General features: G+C 64.8%; 16 protein-coding genes. 4 read left to right on the top strand and 12 right to left on the bottom strand.

Annotated elements, in window-relative coordinates; genetic code table 11:
- Positions 1 to 37 precede the first annotated feature (37 nt).
- The 3 genes from PVA39_RS20170 to PVA39_RS20180 are packed head-to-tail and all read right to left on the bottom strand — an operon-like array spanning position 38 to position 2,849.
- Complete coding sequence (locus PVA39_RS20170; RefSeq protein ID WP_274125557.1) at positions 38 to 1,336, bottom strand: TRAP transporter large permease; 1,299 nt, start codon at positions 1,334 to 1,336, stop codon at positions 38 to 40.
- The gene (locus tag PVA39_RS20175) at positions 1,326 to 1,802 is read right to left on the bottom strand and encodes a TRAP transporter small permease (RefSeq protein WP_274125558.1); all 477 of its coding nucleotides are present in this window, start codon (positions 1,800 to 1,802) and stop codon (positions 1,326 to 1,328) included. Before PVA39_RS20175 ends, PVA39_RS20170 begins: the two co-directional genes overlap by 11 nt.
- Positions 1,803 to 1,850: 48 nt before the next feature.
- Entirely contained in the window at positions 1,851 to 2,849 is a 999-nt protein-coding gene (locus tag PVA39_RS20180) for a DctP family TRAP transporter solute-binding subunit (RefSeq protein WP_274125559.1), read from the bottom strand.
- Between the two features lie 275 nt (positions 2,850 to 3,124).
- Between PVA39_RS20180 and PVA39_RS20185 the strand changes: the two genes are divergently transcribed.
- Complete coding sequence (locus tag PVA39_RS20185; RefSeq protein ID WP_274125560.1) at positions 3,125 to 4,468, top strand: MATE family efflux transporter; 1,344 nt, start codon at positions 3,125 to 3,127, stop codon at positions 4,466 to 4,468.
- 66 nt (positions 4,469 to 4,534) lie between these two features.
- Here PVA39_RS20185 and nadE read toward each other — a convergent pair whose 3' ends face one another.
- Genes nadE through PVA39_RS20200 form a run of 3 tightly spaced genes read right to left on the bottom strand, consistent with a single transcriptional unit; the run spans position 4,535 to position 7,225 of the window.
- Positions 4,535 to 5,362, bottom strand: a complete 828-nt coding sequence (gene nadE / locus PVA39_RS20190; protein WP_093507057.1) for an ammonia-dependent NAD(+) synthetase — start codon at positions 5,360 to 5,362, stop codon at positions 4,535 to 4,537.
- On the bottom strand, positions 5,359 to 6,579 hold the full coding sequence (gene pncB, locus PVA39_RS20195; RefSeq protein ID WP_093507059.1) for a nicotinate phosphoribosyltransferase: 1,221 nt from the start codon (positions 6,577 to 6,579) through the stop codon (positions 5,359 to 5,361). The genes nadE and pncB overlap by 4 nt, the downstream gene beginning before the upstream one ends.
- On the bottom strand, positions 6,572 to 7,225 hold the full coding sequence (locus PVA39_RS20200) for an isochorismatase family protein (protein ID WP_274125561.1): 654 nt from the start codon (positions 7,223 to 7,225) through the stop codon (positions 6,572 to 6,574). Before PVA39_RS20200 ends, pncB begins: the two co-directional genes overlap by 8 nt.
- 99 nt (positions 7,226 to 7,324) lie before the next feature.
- Here PVA39_RS20200 and PVA39_RS20205 point away from each other — a divergent pair, with 99 nt between their 5' ends.
- Positions 7,325 to 7,906, top strand: a complete 582-nt coding sequence (locus tag PVA39_RS20205) for an adenylyltransferase/cytidyltransferase family protein (protein ID WP_274125562.1) — start codon at positions 7,325 to 7,327, stop codon at positions 7,904 to 7,906.
- Complete coding sequence (locus tag PVA39_RS20210; protein WP_274125564.1) at positions 7,903 to 8,613, top strand: NUDIX domain-containing protein; 711 nt, start codon at positions 7,903 to 7,905, stop codon at positions 8,611 to 8,613. The genes PVA39_RS20205 and PVA39_RS20210 overlap by 4 nt, the downstream gene beginning before the upstream one ends.
- Positions 8,614 to 8,818: 205 nt before the next feature.
- On the opposite strand, the gene PVA39_RS20215 is transcribed toward PVA39_RS20210, so the two are convergent.
- From PVA39_RS20215 to PVA39_RS20240, 6 genes are all read right to left on the bottom strand, one after another.
- The gene (locus tag PVA39_RS20215; RefSeq protein WP_274125565.1) at positions 8,819 to 9,259 is read right to left on the bottom strand and encodes a carboxymuconolactone decarboxylase family protein; all 441 of its coding nucleotides are present in this window, start codon (positions 9,257 to 9,259) and stop codon (positions 8,819 to 8,821) included.
- 100 nt (positions 9,260 to 9,359) lie between these two features.
- Positions 9,360 to 9,779 (bottom strand): DUF4174 domain-containing protein, encoded by a 420-nt coding sequence (locus tag PVA39_RS20220; protein ID WP_274125566.1) that lies wholly within the window; start codon positions 9,777 to 9,779, stop codon positions 9,360 to 9,362.
- Between the two features lie 34 nt (positions 9,780 to 9,813).
- On the bottom strand, positions 9,814 to 11,727 hold the full coding sequence (gene speA, locus PVA39_RS20225) for an arginine decarboxylase (RefSeq protein ID WP_274125568.1): 1,914 nt from the start codon (positions 11,725 to 11,727) through the stop codon (positions 9,814 to 9,816).
- A gap of 133 nt (positions 11,728 to 11,860) precedes the next feature.
- Positions 11,861 to 12,232, bottom strand: a complete 372-nt coding sequence (locus PVA39_RS20230) for a translation initiation factor Sui1 (RefSeq protein WP_013793082.1) — start codon at positions 12,230 to 12,232, stop codon at positions 11,861 to 11,863.
- 106 nt (positions 12,233 to 12,338) lie between these two features.
- The gene (locus tag PVA39_RS20235; protein WP_274125569.1) at positions 12,339 to 12,872 is read right to left on the bottom strand and encodes an NUDIX hydrolase; all 534 of its coding nucleotides are present in this window, start codon (positions 12,870 to 12,872) and stop codon (positions 12,339 to 12,341) included.
- Positions 12,873 to 12,875: 3 nt separating this feature from the next.
- Positions 12,876 to 13,943: a DUF2333 family protein gene (locus PVA39_RS20240; RefSeq protein WP_274125570.1), complete on the bottom strand. Its 1,068-nt coding sequence runs from the start codon at positions 13,941 to 13,943 to the stop codon at positions 12,876 to 12,878.
- Positions 13,944 to 14,250: 307 nt separating this feature from the next.
- Here PVA39_RS20240 and PVA39_RS20245 point away from each other — a divergent pair, with 307 nt between their 5' ends.
- Positions 14,251 to 15,864 carry a response regulator gene (locus PVA39_RS20245; RefSeq protein WP_093507078.1) on the top strand — a complete coding sequence of 538 codons (1,614 nt, stop codon included), beginning with the start codon at positions 14,251 to 14,253 and terminating at the stop codon, positions 15,862 to 15,864.
- The last annotated feature ends 225 nt before the right edge of the window (positions 15,865 to 16,089 follow it).

Genomic DNA, 16,089 nt, shown 5'->3' on the forward strand with positions numbered 1-16,089 from the left:
AGCGGCGCGCCAAACAAGACGCGCCGCTGCCCATCATTCAGTCCACCGCATACCCGAGCACCCGCGGCAGCCACAGGGGGATTTCCGGGAACACGGCGACCAGCATCAGGGCGCAGCCCATCACCAGCACGAACAGCAGGGCCCAGCCGATGGTCTGCTCCAGGCGGATTTTCGCTACCTCAGTGGTGACCATCAGGTTGATCGCCACCGGCGGGGTGAACTGGCCGATGGCGATGTTCATGGCCAGCAGGATGCCGAACCACACCGGGTTCCAGCCGAAGTGCTGCATCACCGGAATCAGGATCGGCATCAGGATCAGGTAGATGGAGATGGCGTCGAGCAGCATGCCGGCCAACAACACGGCGATCATCACCAGTATCAGCAACACCGCGCCGTTATCGGACAGCGAGATCAGCCATTCGGCCATATGGCGGAAGGTGCCGAGCATGGTGCCGGCCCAGGCGAAGATGCCGGCCAGGGCGATGATGAGCATCACCACGCCGGAGATCACCGCCGCCTCGCCGCACAGGCGCCACAGGCTGCCCCACTGCAGTTCGCGGGTGACGAACAGGCCGACCAGCACGCCATAGGCGACGCCGACCACGGCAGCCTCGGTCGGTGTGAACAGCCCGCTGCGCAGGCCGCCGAGAATCAGGATGGGCGCGAACAATGCGGGCAATGCCTGCTTGAAACTCGGCCACAGCGGCGGTCGTTCGGTGCCTTCAGGCGACTCCCAGCCGTAGCGGCGCGACAGTAGCCAGGCTGGCAGCAGCAACACGATACCCGCCAGGATCCCCGGGAACAGGCCGGCGGCGAACAGCGCCCGCAAATCGACGCCCGGCACCACGATCGAATAGAGGATCAGCGCGATCGACGGCGGGATCAGAATGGCGGTGGAGGCGGAAGCAGCGATCAGCGTCGCGGAAAACGGCTTGGGGTAGCCCGCCTTGGTCATGCTCGGCAACATCACCATGGCCACCGCCGCGGCGTCCGCCGGGCCTGAGCCGCTCATGCCGCCCATGATCAGGCAGACCAGCACCGCAACCATGGCCAATCCGCCGTGGCGCGGGCCGATCAGCGCCTGAGCGAAGCGCACCAGGCGCAGCGCCACGCCGGCCTTCTCGAACACCAGGCCGGTGAGGATGAACAGTGGAATGGCGATCAGCGGGTACTTGGCCACGCCGTTGTAGGTGTTGGTGCCCAGGGTGGCGAGCATGTCCGGCGACAGCCCGGCGATGATGCCGATGGCGCCGGACAGGCCGAGGGCGAAGGCCACCGGCACGCCGAGCAACAGCAGCACCAGGAAACTGGCAATCAGCCAGAGATCAGGACTCATCGTGGTCGCTCCCGCGCAGCCGCTCCAGGGTCATTTGGCACAGGCGCACGAACATCAGCACGGCCAGCAGCGGCAGCCACACCACGTACCACCAGTTCGGCAGCCCCAGGCCCGGCGACTCCGATTGCCACTGGTACTCCTCGAGGGCGAACTGCCCGCCGAACCACAGCACCAGCCCAAGCACCAGAGTGGCCGCCAGCCACTGGCCGATGATCAATGGCGTGCGCAGCACCGGGCACAGGCGCTCTAGAAAGCCGATGCGGATGTGCCGGTTGCGGCGCAGCGCCACCGAGGCGCCGGCAAAGGTCAGGATGACCAACAGGAACACCGACAGCTCCTCGGTAAAGGCGAAGGAGGCATCGGTGAAATAGCGCACCACCACGTTGGCCAGGCTGATCAGGCTGATGATCACCAGCGCCAGGGTGGCGAGCCAGCGCTCGAGTGGCGCGTCGACTTGCTTGCTCATGGGTGTTCTCGCAGGAAACGGGAGCCGCTGCCGGCTCACTTGACTCGATCAGGGCTTGGCGATTGCGCTGCGGGCTGCGTCGAGCAGCTTGTCGCCGATCTTCGGTGCCCACTTCTCGTGCACGCTGCGGGTGGCGTCGACGAACGCCTGGCGCTCGGCATCATTGAGCTCGACCACTTCCACGCCGCGGCTGCGGATGTCTTCCAGGCGCTTGGCCTGCTGGCTGCGCGACAGTTCGACTTCCCACTTGCCGGCATCCAGAGCGGCCTGGCGCAGCAGCTCGCGGTCGTCCTCGGGCAGCGTTTTCCATACGCGCTGGTTGACCGCGAAGATCAGCGGGTCGGCCATGTAGTGCCACAGGGTCAGGTACTTCTGGCCGACCTGATCGACACGCGCCACGTCGAAAACCGACAGCGGGTTCTCTTGGCCATCGACCGCGCCAGTGGTCAGCGCCGGCTTGGCATCGGCCCAGCTCATCTGCGTAGGGTTGGCACCCAGAGCGCTGAAGGTGTCCTGGAACAGTGGCGAGCCGACCACACGGATCTTCAGGCCGGCCAGGTCAGCCGGCGCACGCACCGCTTTGCGAGAGTTGGAGACTTCACGGAAACCGTTCTCGCCCCAGGCCAGCGGCACGATGCCGCGCTGTTCGATGGCGGCGAACGACAGCTTGCCGGCCTCGCCCTGGGTGATGGCGTCGAGGTCCGCGTTGTCCTTCATCAGGAACGGCAGGGAGAACAGGTTCAGCTCCGGCACCTGGGGCGACCAGTTGATGGTCGAGCCCACGGCCATGTCGATCAGGCCCGAGCGCATGGCCGAGAATTCCTTGGTCTGATCGCCGGCGACCAGCTGCGCATTCGGGTAGACGCGCAGGGTGATGCGCCCTTCGGAACGTTCGTTGACCAGCTCGGCCCACTTCTGCGCAGCCTGCCCCCAGGGGAAGGCATCCGACAGGACGGTGGAAACGGAATATTCGCGCGCCTGGGCTGCGAAGCCGGCGGACAGTGCAGCGGTTGCGGCCACGGCCGCCAGTAAGCGAGTGAGTTTCATGGGGCATCCTTGGATGGATCGTGGTTCTAGTTGTTGTAAGCGCCTGCGCCTGAAGGTGCGCAGCGGATCCAGCGGCGAGCGGATGGTTCGCCAGGGTGCCGGGGTCGGCACGGGGACGGCGCCCGCGGGCGCCAGCGCAGCCCGGGCGTCTTGTGAACGAACGGGCCGCTTTGCGGTGAAGCTGAGTGTCGCAACTATCCCAGAACGATGGCGCGCATGCCATACGCAGCCATCGCCAGCGCCTCTATAATGCGCGACACCAAGGAAGCCCCCTCATGTTTCGTGATGCCTGGCGCCACGCGCCAACCCACCGCAAGGTCTGGGCGCTGGCGGCGCCGATGATCCTTTCCAACCTGTCCGTGCCGCTGGTGGCGCTGGTCGACACCGCCGTGGTCGGCCACCTGCCCCACGCCCATCAGCTAGGCGCCGTGGCGGTGGGCAGCAGCCTGTACATCCTGATCGTCGGGGTGCTGGGTTTTCTACGCATGGGCACCACCGGCTTCGCTGCCCAGGCCTGCGGTCGCGGCGATGGCGGGGCGCTGCGCCAGGTGCTGGTGCAGGGCCTGCTGCTCGCCGCCCTGCTGGCACTCTTGCTTGGCGCGCTGGCGATTCCCTTCAGCGGCCTGGCTTTGGGTCTGATGAACCCGTCGGTCGAGCTCGACGGCCTGACCCGGGATTTTCTGCACACGCGCTTGCTCGGCTTGCCCGCAGCGTTGGCCAACTACGCGCTGATCGGCTGGCTGCTCGGCGCCCAGAACGCCCGCGCGCCGCTGGTGATGCTGCTGGTCACCAACCTGCTGAACATCGTGCTGTCGCTGTGGTTCGTACTCGGCCTGCACTGGGAAGTGGTCGGCGCCGCCCGCGCCGCGGTACTGGCCGAATGGGGCGGGTTGCTGGTCGGCCTGACGCTTGCGCGGCGCGCCCTGCGTCGCCACCCGGGCAACACCCGCTGGGCGACGATGGCCCAGTGGCAGAGCTGGCGCGCGCTGCTGGCGGTGAACCGCGATATCTTCCTGCGCTCGCTGGCGCTGCAGGCGGTGTTCCTGCTGATCACCATTCAGGGCGCGCGCCTGGGCGACGCCACGGTGGCGGCCAACGCCCTGCTGCTCAACGGCCTGTTGATCACCGCCTACGCATTGGATGGCCTGGCCCATGCAGTCGAAGCGCTATGCGGCCATGCCATCGGCGCGCGGGATCGCCTGGCCCTCAAGCGCAGCCTGATCGTCGCTGGTATCTGGTCGCTACTGGCCAGCCTGGTGTTCGCCCTGGCGTTCGCCTTGGGCGGCCACCTGTTCATCAATCTACAGACGGATATCGCCGCAGTACGTGAGACCGCCGGCCACTACCTGCCCTACCTCGCCCTGCTGCCACTGTTCGCGGTGTGGAGCTACCTGCTCGACGGCCTGTTCATCGGCGCCACCCGCGCCCGCGAAATGCGCAACGCCATGCTCGTGGCCCTGGCCATCGGGCTGCCGATCGCCCTGGCGCTGCAGGGGTTCGGCAACCATGGTTTGTGGATCGCCTTTCTGGCGTTCATGGCCTTGCGCGGCTTGACCCTTGGCGCACTGGCCTGGCAACTGGCGCGGTGTGATCAGTGGCTGGCGACGCCTGGCAGTTGACCCGCGCTTGCCGCCACTCAGAGACGAAAAAGCCCGCTGAATCGCGGGCTTTTTGTTGGCTGCCAATCAAGGCACCAGCGGCAGCTCGCGCTTGTGCTGGGTCTTGTCGTAGGTCTGCACGATGGCCTGGTAGGCGGTATCGCTGACCGGCTTTTCCTGCAGGAAGGCGTCGATGTCGTCATAGCTGACGCCGTGTACCTGCTCGTCCGGAATACCTGGGCGCTCGTCTTCCAGGTCGGCGGTCGGCACCTTGGAGAACACCGCAGCGGGTGCGCCAAGTCGTTCGGCGATGCGCCGTACCTGGCCCTTGACCAGGCCGCTGAGCGGGGCGAGGTCGCAGGCGCCGTCACCGAACTTGGTGAAGAAACCCATCACCGCTTCGGCGGCGTGGTCGGTGCCGATCACCAGGCCGTTGCGGGCGTTGGCCACGGTGTACTGGGCCAGCATGCGCATGCGCGCCTTGGTGTTGCCGAGCACGAAATCGCGGCGCGCCGAAGTCAGCTCGCCAAGCTCGCCGATCTGCTTGGCCAGGCCGGAAACGGCCGGGGCGATGTCGATGGTCTGCACCTCGTCGGCAGCGATAAAGGCCAACGCCGCCTGGGCGTCGGATTCGTCGTGCTGCACGCTGTGCGGCAGGCGGATGGCGATAAAACGGTAGGCCTGATCGCCAGTCTCGCTGCGCAGCTGCTCTACGGTCAGCTGGGCTAGACGGCCGGCCGCCGAGGAATCCACGCCGCCACTGATGCCGAGCACCAGCACCTTGGTGCGCGAGGCGGTCAGGGTGCCCTTGATAAAGGCGATACGGCGGGTGATCTCGGCGTCCACGTCGGCGTCCGAGGTGAAGGGCGCGATCACGCCCAGGGCTTTGGCGATTTCAGCTTGGCGATTGCTCATGAGGAGGCTCCCTGATTGGCATCGGTACGAAACACGTGTTTCAGATAGGTCACGAAATTCGGGTCACGGCACTGGGTCTTGCCCGGCGTATCGGAGATCTTCGCCACCGGCTGGCCATTACAGTCGATCATCTTGATGACGATGTTCATCGGCTCGACACCCGGAATATCGCAGGTCAGGTTGGTGCCAATGCCGAAGCTGACATGAATGCGATCATGCAGCGCGCGGTACAGTTCAAGCGCCTTGGGCAAGGTCAGACCGTCGGAGAACACCAGCGTCTTGCTCATCGGATCGATACCCAGCTTCTCGTAGTGGGCGATGGCCTTTTCAGCCCAGACCAGTGGGTCGCCGGAGTCGTGGCGCAGGCCGTCGAACAGCTTGGCGAAGTACAGATCGAAGTCGCCGAGGAAACTGTCCATGCCGATGGTGTCGGTTAGGGCAACCCCGAGCAGACCGCGGTATTCCTTGACCCAGCATTCCAGCGCCGCCTTCTGGCTGTCGATCAGCCGCGGACCGAGCTGCTGGTGAGCCATGAACCATTCGTGGGCCATGGTGCCCAGCGGGCGCAACTCCAGCTCGCGGGCCAGGTGCACGTTACTGGTGCCGACGAAGCGGCCTGGGAAGTCGTGCTTGAGGATGTTCACCACCTCCTCCTGCACTCGGTACGAAAAGCGCCGGCGGGTGCCGAAGTCGGCCATCTGGAAACCCGCCAGTTCATCGGCGCTGGCTTCGCCCTTGAGCCAGTCGAGCTTGCGGTAAAGCTGTTCACGCACCTGCTCGATCACCACTTCGCGGTAGCGATAGCGGTTGCGCACCTCGGAGATGATCGCCAGCAGCGGAATCTCGTAGAGGATCACGTGCAGCCACGGCCCGCGTACGCGAATCGCCAGCTGGCCGGCGTCGTCGGTGCCGACGTGCACATAGCGCATGTTGAAGCGGAACAGGCTGAGGAAGCGGATGAAGTCCGGCTTGATGAAGGGAATCTTCTCCAGGTACGCCAGCTGGTCCACGGTAATGGTGGTGTTGACCAGCTGTTCGATCTGGTAGCGGATCTCGGCCAGGTAGGGCGTCAGGTCCTCTTTGCTGCGGCAGCGAAACTCCCACTCCACTTCGGCGTTGGGGTAGTTGTGCAGCACCGCCTGCATCATGGTCAGCTTGTAGAAATCGGTGTCCAGCAGGTTCTGGATGATGCTGGGTGCGAATACGCTCTCACTCATGGTCACTCTCCTCGAGGCGGGCCAGCTCGCTGTCGAGCGCTCCGCTATCGGCGCAGATGATGATGCCCTGCGCGCGCATCTGTTCGATGGCTTGCGTCGCGCCGGCTTCGGAAATGGCCCGGCACGCCGGAAGATACAGCAACACCTCGAGGCCGGCGCTACGCAGTTGCAGCGCGGTGTTCTTCACGCAGAAATCCAGGGCCAGGCCACCAACCACCACGGCCTTAACGCCCGCTACTTCCAGGTATTCGATCACACCCGTGCTGCGCTTGCCGGCCAGGTCGTGGAAGCAGGCGCCGTAGGGGTGCAGATCAGGTTCGACACCCTTCCACACGAAGAAGTCATAGTCGATTGGCGCAGGCAGCGTATCGAGCAGCTCGAAGCCAGGCGTACCCGGCACGCAGTGGCTGACCCAGGTCAGGTCGGCGTTGGCATGGCTCAGGGGCTTGAGCATCTGGTCGTGGCCCTCGACCACCCACAGGGCGTTGGGCGTGTGGGCGTCCTTGCTGCCCAGGCGCAGGGTGCCACGACGCGCCATGTCGTTGAGCGACGCGGCGATTTCATGGCCGCCGGGCACCGGCAACTCATCGGGGCACAGGCTGGTAAAGCCCTTCTGCGCATCGACATCGAACGTGGCGATCTTCATCTGACACCTCCTACTCATGGAGCCGCATCGCTGCGGGGTGGACACATATTCCACCAGGTGTATTATGTATGTCAACACCCACCTGCAAGGAGAATCGTCATGCAGCCATCGCCCCTGCAGTGCTTCGCGGCAGGCCAAGATGAACCAGCGCCACAGCGCTTCGCGCTGGCCGTTTACGGCGGCGCCTTCGATCCGCCCCATGCCGGCCACGCCAGTGTGATCCGCCGAGCACTGGAAACCAGCGAGCAGGTGCTGGTGGTGCCCAGCTATCGACATGCCGACGCCAAGCGCATGGCCGACTTCGACCTGCGCTGCGCCTGGGTCGAGCGCCTGGCCGCACGCTTCGGTGATCGGGTACGCTGCTGCAGCCTGGAGCGCGAGTTGGGTGCCGATGGCCGGGTGATCTACAGCGTTGACCTGCTCAGCTGCCTGGCCGAACGCTATGGCCTGCCTGGCGAGCGCCTGGCGCTGGTGATAGGCGAAGACAATCTCACCCCGCTCAAGACATTCCACCGCGCCGCTGAGCTGCGCCAGCGCTTTGGGCTGGTGGTCGCCGATGAGGAGATGACCGTGCACAGCAGCGCAATCCGCGCGATGATCGCCGCCGGGCAGGCGATCCCCGAGGCCTGGCAGTTGCCGGAGATTCAGGCCGATATGACGATCTACAGGAGTGCGATGTGAGTTCTGCTGAAGTATTGGCCAGTGTCGATCTGATCGCCCTGCGTATGGATATCGAGAGCCGCCAGTTGCAGGTGCTGCTGCACCGCCGCGAGCGCGAGCCGTTTCTGGGCCAGTGGGCGTTGCCGGGAGTGATCGTCAATGGCAGCACCCGCGACGCCAACCTGGAAGCCGCCGCCCATCGTGTGCTGCGCGACAAGGCCCAGGTGTTGCCAAGGCATCTGGAGCAGGTCGGCACCGAAGGCAGCGCCGAGCGTGACCCGCGCGGCTGGTCGATGAGCACCTATTACCTGGTCCTGCTGGCGCCGGACACCGAGACCGCCGATGACGGCCTGCGCTTCGTGCCACTCGACGAGGTGCTCGATGGACGCCTCGCCCTGCCCTTTGACCACAGGCAGCTGGTACGCCTGAGCGTCGAGCGCCTGGCCGGAAAATCCGTCTACACCAGCTTGCCGCTTTACCTGGCGCCGCCACGCTTTACCGTGCTCGATGCCCTGAACGCCGCCCAGGCCTGCCTGGGGACGACGATCAATAACACCTCGCTGCGCAAGCGCCTGGAAAAGATGAAGGACGCCGGCTGGATCCGCGACACCGGCGAGAAGAACTTCCCGAAAATGGGCCGCCCTCAGCAATTGTGGGAGCTGACCGATCAGGCCGAGGGCGTGTTCGTGTTCGACCGTAGCCTGTTGGCGGATCGGGCTGGTAGCTGACATCGCCCACAGTCTGAAGGATCCAACCGGCACATGAATTGATCTTTGGCCAGGTAGGACTCCTCGCTTATGCCCGAGATTTTCGCGGGCATGGCCCGCTCCCACAATTAGGCGGCGACCAATCCCGTAGCCTGGGTTGAGCGACGCGATACCCGGGTTGGCTTTCCCGGGTGTCGCTTCGCTCGACTAGGGCTACCTATCTTCTCTACTGCCGCATGCCGATGGCCAAACGATTGAAGGCATTCATCAGCGAAATGGCATAGGTCAGGTCGCTGATCTGTGCGTCATTGAAATGTGCCTTGAGCGGCTCGAACACGTCATCCGGCGCCTGGGTGCGGGCGATATCGGTGAGCGATTCGGCCCAGGCCAGGGCGGCGCGCTCGGCCTCGCTGAAGTGCGCACTGATGCGCCAGCCCGCCAGGCTGTCGAGCTTCGCTTGGGGCATGCCGCCGTCGCGCAGCGCCTTGGCGTGCATCTCCAGACAGAAGGCGCAGCCGTTGATCTGCGAAATGCGCAGGTACACCAATTCGATCAGCGGCAGGCCAAGGCTGCTGGCAGCCAGGGCTTTCTTGGTGGCGATCAGCCCTTTGTAGGCGTCGGGCGAGAGTTGGCTATAAGGCAGGCGCAAGGTGATGGAGTTAGACATGGTGGCGTACTCGCTATTGGACGGACGCCAGATTACTCAGCACCTGGCCCGTTCAATAGAACCAAGATGATGGAAAGTCATTGGTCCATCTTTCAGCGAGTCATTCGCCTTGCCGCATAGGCATGCGGTCGATGGTCCGGAAGATCGCCTGCAAGTCCGCATCGGCGCCCTGCTGGATCTTCTTGCCGCCATCCTTGCCGACCAGAATCACCTGGGGCCGGGCGTTGCCGGCGTCCAGCGCCAGCAGCAGGCGCTTAGTGGTGATGCCCTCCAGATGCTGCTCGTTGCGCTGCCCCTGCTGGCCGATCACGGTGTAGAGCACCATGTCACGCTCGATGAACGCCTCGCGGTTGGCCGGCTCGCGCAGCGCGGCCTGCACCCGCGCCAGCAGCGGATCATCGGCGCTGGCCGCCAGCACGATCAGCGGCCGGGTCTTCCAGCGCTCGGCCTCGAGCGGATTCTCGCTGGCGTGGGCCAGCAGCGGCAGCGCCAGGAGCAGCAGGGTCGCGAAACGCTTCATGGCCTCTCTCCTGGCGGGCTCGCTCCCGCCGTCCTCAGTACGACAGGTACGAAGAGCGCGTCAGCCCCAGACGCAGCGCGTCGAGGAACTGGGTACGCTCGCGGGCGCTGATGCGCGCGCTGGCTACCTTGTCGCGGTAGTGGGTCATCAGCTCCTCGGGCGACAGGTGCACGTAGCGCAGCATGTCCTCTATGGTGTCGTGGGTCTCGATACCAGCGTGGTAGATGCTGCCGTCGGCGTTCTGGTAGATGTTCACCGAGTCGGTGTCACCGAACAGGTTGTGCATGTCGCCGAGAATTTCCTGGTAGGCGCCGACCAGGAAGATGCCCAGCACGTAGTCCTCGCCCTCGCGCAGTTCGTGCACCGGCAGGCTGGTTTCGATGGACTGCTCATCGACGTACTGGTTGATCTTGCCGTCGGAGTCGCAGGTCAGATCCTGCAGCACCGCGCGACGCAGCGGTTCCTCGTCCAGGCGGTTGAGCGGCAGGATCGGCAGGATCTGGCCGATGGCCCAGGTGTCCGGCAGGCTCTGGAACACCGAGAAGTTGCAGATGTACTTGTCGGCCAGCTTGTCGTTGAGCTCGTCGAGCACCTGGCGGTGGGAACGTTGGCGGGCTTTGAGCTGGTTATACAGGCGGCGGCAGATGGCGAAGTAGCACTGCTCTGCCAGGGCCTTCTGCGGCAGGTCGAGCTTGCCGGCCGAATACTGCCCGGCCGCCTCGCTGACGTAGTGAGTGGCGCGCCAGTAGGTTTCGGCGACCATCTCCGGGTCGCTATCCTCGAGCAGGTCGATCAGCACCTGCAGCACTTCGGGCTGCTCGATGCTGCGGTCGATCTCCGGCACCTCGTCGTTGTGACGCTCGACGTCGGTCACCTGCACCAGCAGCAGTGCGTGGTGAGCCGTCATCGCCCGGCCGCTCTCGGAGAAGATGTGCGGGTGCGGAATCTCCTGGCGGTCGCAGAATTCCTTGAGCATGTCGACCACCGCGTCGGCGTAGTCTTCCATGTCGTAGTTGATCGAGCTGGCGTTGCGCGAGTGGGTGCCGTCGTAGTCGACGCCCAGGCCGCCGCCGACGTCGATGTGGTCGACCGGCAGCCCAAGAGCACGCAGCTCGCCGTAATAGCGGATCGCCTCGCGAAAGCCCTTGCGGTAGTCGGCGATGTTGGCGATCTGCGAGCCCATATGGAAGTGCAGCAGGCGGATGCCCTGATCCAGGCCGGCCTTGCGGAAACGCTCGACCACCGACAGCAGCTGGGCGGCGGACAGGCCGAACTTGGACTTCTCGCCGCCGGTGTCCGCCCACTTGCTCGACGCCAGGGACGACAGGCGTACGCGCAGACCGATCTGCGGCGCCACCTTGAGTTCGGCGGCCTCTTCGATCACCAGAGCGACTTCCGACTCCTTCTCGATGACGATGAACACGTTGTGGCCGAGCTTCTGGCCCATCAGCGCCAGGCGGATGAATTCGCGGTCCTTGTAGCCGTTGCACACGATGGTGCCGCCCTTCGGCGCCAGCGCCAGGACGGCCAGCAGCTCGGGCTTGGAGCCGGCTTCCAGGCCGATGGAAACGTTCTCGGTGGCGATGATGTTCTCCACCACCGCTTCCTGCTGGTTGACCTTGATCGGGTACAAGGCGGTATAGCGGTTGTTGTATTCCAGGCGCGCGATGCTGGCGTCGAAGGCGCCAGTCAGCTTGCGCACGCGGTCCTGAAGGATGTCCGGGAAACGCACCAGCAGCGGCAGCGACAGGCCGCTCTGGCGCAGCTCCTCGACCTGCTCATAAAGGTCGATGGGCGTGCTGCCCGGCCCGTTGGGGCGCACTTCGACGCGGCCGGCGTCATTGATCGAGAAGTAGCCGGCGCCCCAGTGGCGGATGCCGTAGACACTGCGGCTGTCGGCCACCGTCCATTGGCTTCCATCGTCCTTGCGTGTGCGTCGTGCGGCCATCGAGGGTTCCCCTGTTACAGATAGGCTGATGCTGTCGATACGGTCGGGCGAGCATAGAGCCTGGAAATGACGATTGCTCGGCAGTGGACTGGCCGAGCAGTGAGTAAGTTTAGATAGTCACGGGCGGCGACGTTCAGCCGCCGGATTTCTTGGCTTTGAAACCGCGCTTGATCAGCTCGGCGAGCAGCAGTTCGACATGGTCGCCCTGGATCTCGATAACGCCATCCTTGAGCGAGCCACCGCAGCCGCAGCGCTTCTTCAGCGCCGAGGCCAGCTCCTTGAGCGGCTCTTCGGCCAGCGGCACGCCACTGATGGTAGTCACCGTCTTGCCGCCGCGACCTTTGGTCTCGCGGCGCACCCGAGCAATGCCATCGCCCTCGGGAATCGTCGTGCGCGAACAGGTGCAGGCGTCCACCGGCTGCGAGCAATCCGGGCAATGCCGGCCTGCGTCCGTGGAGAACACCAGGCCACCGAGGCCGGCGAATGAAGAGGTTTTCTTGGCCACCGCGTTTTTCCTCAGGTGGATGGGAGCGGCGCAGTGTAACGACAAAGGCCGGCAATGCTAAGAAGCGAAATGCGCCAACCCCTGATGGATTGGCGACCCCGTGTCACTAGCGATTGGCGAGATAGTGTTGCAACGCCACGAGCGAGTCGGGGCAGTAGGGCTTGAGTTGGGTATCGCGCTGCGCCGCTTCGAGACTCATGAAGCGCGCCTCCAGAACCTCTTCGGGCTGCAGCACCAGCGGCGCGTCGGACACCGCCGAGAACACGCCGCACCAGATACGGTTCTCCGGCTGATCAAAGAAAAAGCGGCCATGGTCACGCAGCACGGCATTGCGGATGCCCAACTCTTCGGCCAGCTCGCGCTCGGCCGACAGCGCGTAGCTTTCACCGGCCGCCACCATGCCGCCAGCAGCGATATCCCAGTAGCCCGGATACACCGCCTTGCTCAGGGTACGGCGATGCACGCACAGCTCGCCGGCGGAGTTGAATAGAAGGATGAAAGTGCCGCGACCGATCAGGCTGCGGCTACGCAGTTCGGCGCGGGGTAAGGCGCCAAGCACTTGATCCTGCTCATCGACCCAGGCGATCAGCTCGGCATCCGAGGCGGCGCGGTGCGCCACCTCGGTTTCAGCAATTGCCACGGATCAGCCCTGGGACAGCAACTGACGCAGATCAATCACTGCGGCATTGGCTCGCGAGATGTAGTTGGCCATCACCAGCGAGTGGTTGGCGAGGATGCCGTAGCCGCTGCCATTGAGCACCATCGGGCTCCACAGCGTGGCCTGGGCGGCCTCCAGCTCGCGGATGATCTGCCGAACGCTGACGGTGGCGTTCTTCTTGGCCAGCACGTCGGCGAAATCGACTTCGATGGCGCGCAGCAGGTGCGACAGCGCCCATGCCTGGCCGCGGGCTTCGTAGAACACGTTGTCGATCTGCAGCCACGGGGTTTCGTAGGTGCGCTCGGTGACTTCCGGCACCTGGCCCTGGGCCAGCTCGGTGTTCTCGTTCACGTCAGTATTGAGGCGCACTTGGCCGACACTGGCGGACAGCCGCTGGGACAGCGAACCCAGGCGAGTGGCGACGTCGCCGAACCAGTTGTTCAGGTTGTCGGCGCGGGTATAGAAGCGCGCACCGCTCTGGCCCGGCTCGGACAGGCGAGCGAGGTAGCGATCCAGCGAGTCGATGCCCTCGCGGTACTTGGACTCGGTCGACGGCAGCGCCCAGCTACGATTGTCGAAGTTGAAGTTCGGCTCGGCGCGGGCCAGGTCGCCATCCTCGGTGGATTGCGACTGCGAACGGGCGAAGTCCTTGCGCAGCGCACGGGAGAAATCACGCACCTGCACCACCACGCCGTATTCCCAGCTCGGCATGTTGTCGAGCCACAGGCCCGGCGGCGCCAGGTCATTGGCCAGATAGCCGCCCGGCTTGTCGAGCAGGGTCTCGGCGACCTGCTTGAGGGTTTCCACACTGGTATAGCCGGTCACCACCTGACGGTTGGCTTTCTCGGCCGCGGCCTGTACACGCTGTTGCACGGGAAACAGATCCGGCTCCTGGCTCCAGTACCAGCCGACGACCAGTGTCACCAGCAGATAGACGCCCAGCAGGCTGGCGATAACGCGGCCAATACCGCCGCCGAGGCGACGACGAGAGCCGGTGCTGGCACCGTCATCGGCAGAGGCAGTGCCGGTGGTGCGGTTCTTCCAATCAAGCATGGCGATTATCCTTTGATCAGCGACGTACAGGGCTTCGACCACAGGCCTCTGGGAGGGTTGCGCCAATACTTGGAGCACCCATGGCCTGCAGCGAGACTACGCTGCCACTATAAGGGAAGGCTGCCTCAGCGCGCAGCGCGGCAAGCTGTTCACGACGTAACGGGATACCGCCAGAGGTTTGCATCGGCCATGACCCAGGGTGCGGGGCGAGTCACAACACTGGCGCCATAGGAATGGCAAAATAGTTTTTAATTGATAGCACCAGGCCACCATCGGCAGGCTTGCGACACTCTACGGACTACCGGCCATGACCGAGCAAGAAGATCCCAGCCGCGACCGGCTCAAACAGCACTTCGCCCAAAGGGTGATCAACCAGGCGCGCCAGGTTCTGGAAGTCTGGCAGCGCCTGCAACGCGCGGAGTGGAACGAGGCCGGCATGCATGAGCTGCAGGAAGCAGCACAGCTGCTGCAGCGTTACGCCGAGCGCTTCGAACAGGTCGAGCACCGCGAGCTGGGCAAGCGCATCGTCGCCTGTCTGAGCGTGGTGGACGCCAACCGCGGCCGCCTCAACAGCGAAGTGATCAGCGAACTCAACCAGTTGATGCAGCGCCTGTCGCGCACCGGCCTGCGCCACGGCGACCGCTTCGAGCACACCACCCTGCCGCCGCTGCGCAAGCCGGTGTACATCGCCCTGCAGCACCTGGAGCGCGCCGAGCGCCTGGCGCAGCAGCTGGAATTCTTCGGCATGAATGCCAAGCCGCTGGATACCGCCAACGCCTTTCGCGCCGCCATGCTCGAACGCCACCCGGCGGCCCTGGTCATGGAGATCGACTTCGCCGGGCCGGGCAACGGCCTGCAACTGGCCCAGGCCGTGCAGGAAGGCCTGCAGGAAAAGATTCCGGTGCTGTTCTACAGCCACGAAGACACCGACACCCCGACCCGCCTGGCAGCCGTACGCGCCGGTGGGCGGGAATTCTTCACAGGTTCCATGGATGCCTCGAGCCTGCTGGAGCGCATCGAAGTGCTCACCCACGTCGCCCAGTACGAGCCCTACCGCGTGCTGATCGTCGACGATTCCCGCGCCCAGGCCACCCACACCGAGCGGGTGCTGAACAGCGCCGGCATCGTCACCCGCACCATCACCGAGCCGATCCAGGCGATGGACGAGCTTGCCGAGTTCCAGCCGGACCTGATCATCCTCGACATGTACATGCCAGCCTGCAACGGCACCGAGCTGGCCCAGGTGATCCGCCACAACGACCGCTATGTCAGCGTGCCGATCATCTATCTGTCCGCCGAGGACGATCTGGACAAGCAGCTCGACGCCATGAGCGAAGGCGGCGACGATTTCCTCACCAAACCGATCAAGCCGCGCCACCTGATCGCCACGGTACGCAACCGCGCCGACCGCGCGCGCAGCCTCAAGGCGCGCATGGTGCGCGACAGCCTCACCGGTCTGTTCAACCACACCCACACCCTGCAGCTGCTCGAAGACGCGCGTTTCCGTGCCCAGCGCGACGAGCAGCCGCTGAGCTTCGCGATGATCGATATCGATTACTTCAAGAAGGTCAACGACAACTATGGCCACCCCATGGGCGACCGGGTGATCAAGAGTCTGGCGCTGTTTCTCAAGCAGCGCCTGCGCAAGAGCGACTGCATCGGCCGTTACGGCGGCGAGGAATTCGCCGTGGTGATGCCCAACACCGACGCCAAGACCGCCGCCAAGGTGCTGGACGACGTGCGCGCGCGCTTCGCCGAGATCCACTACCCCGCCCACCCGCATGACCTTAGCTGCACCTTCAGTTGCGGCATCGCCGAGCTGTTCGACAACCTGGACAGCAAACACCTGTCGCAACGCGCCGATGAGGCGCTGTACCGCGCCAAGAACGGCGGCCGCAACCGCGTCGAGGTCTACAGCTGAGAGGCGCCCGACGCCGGCAACCACCTATCGGTTCGCTGGCGTCAGTTTCGCGCCACGTCACCTAGCTGTCACATGAGCGCAATAACGTACCGATTACTACGCACTGCATGGCGCAGTGCCAGCATCGATCGGACGTCAAATCAGCCCCATGCGCCTCAAATCCCTCACCAACCTCAACACCCTCCTGCTGGTCGGCATCGGCATTGCCCTGGCCTGCACCCTGTG

It is taken from the genome of Pseudomonas sp. CNPSo 3701 (assembly GCF_028674975.1).
GTDB lineage: Bacteria > Pseudomonadota > Gammaproteobacteria > Pseudomonadales > Pseudomonadaceae > Aquipseudomonas > Aquipseudomonas straminea.

Excerpts from the sequence above, each read along its gene's own strand:
- pncB (WP_093507059.1), bottom strand. The coding sequence starts at position 6,579 with ATGAGTGAGAGCGTATTCGCACCCAGCATCATCCAGAACCTGCTGGAC.
- PVA39_RS20170 (WP_274125557.1), bottom strand. The coding sequence starts at position 1,336 with ATGAGTCCTGATCTCTGGCTGATTGCCAGTTTCCTGGTGCTGCTGTTG.
- PVA39_RS20185 (WP_274125560.1), top strand. The coding sequence starts at position 3,125 with ATGTTTCGTGATGCCTGGCGCCACGCGCCAACCCACCGCAAGGTCTGG.
- nadE (WP_093507057.1), bottom strand. The coding sequence starts at position 5,362 with ATGAGCAATCGCCAAGCTGAAATCGCCAAAGCCCTGGGCGTGATCGCG.
- PVA39_RS20180 (WP_274125559.1), bottom strand. The coding sequence starts at position 2,849 with ATGAAACTCACTCGCTTACTGGCGGCCGTGGCCGCAACCGCTGCACTG.
- PVA39_RS20220 (WP_274125566.1), bottom strand. The coding sequence starts at position 9,779 with ATGAAGCGTTTCGCGACCCTGCTGCTCCTGGCGCTGCCGCTGCTGGCC.
- PVA39_RS20175 (WP_274125558.1), bottom strand. The coding sequence starts at position 1,802 with ATGAGCAAGCAAGTCGACGCGCCACTCGAGCGCTGGCTCGCCACCCTG.
- PVA39_RS20240 (WP_274125570.1), bottom strand. The coding sequence starts at position 13,943 with ATGCTTGATTGGAAGAACCGCACCACCGGCACTGCCTCTGCCGATGAC.
- PVA39_RS20200 (WP_274125561.1), bottom strand. The coding sequence starts at position 7,225 with ATGAAGATCGCCACGTTCGATGTCGATGCGCAGAAGGGCTTTACCAGC.
- PVA39_RS20215 (WP_274125565.1), bottom strand. The coding sequence starts at position 9,259 with ATGTCTAACTCCATCACCTTGCGCCTGCCTTATAGCCAACTCTCGCCC.
- PVA39_RS20245 (WP_093507078.1), top strand. The coding sequence starts at position 14,251 with ATGACCGAGCAAGAAGATCCCAGCCGCGACCGGCTCAAACAGCACTTC.
- speA (WP_274125568.1), bottom strand. The coding sequence starts at position 11,727 with ATGGCCGCACGACGCACACGCAAGGACGATGGAAGCCAATGGACGGTG.
- PVA39_RS20205 (WP_274125562.1), top strand. The coding sequence starts at position 7,325 with ATGCAGCCATCGCCCCTGCAGTGCTTCGCGGCAGGCCAAGATGAACCA.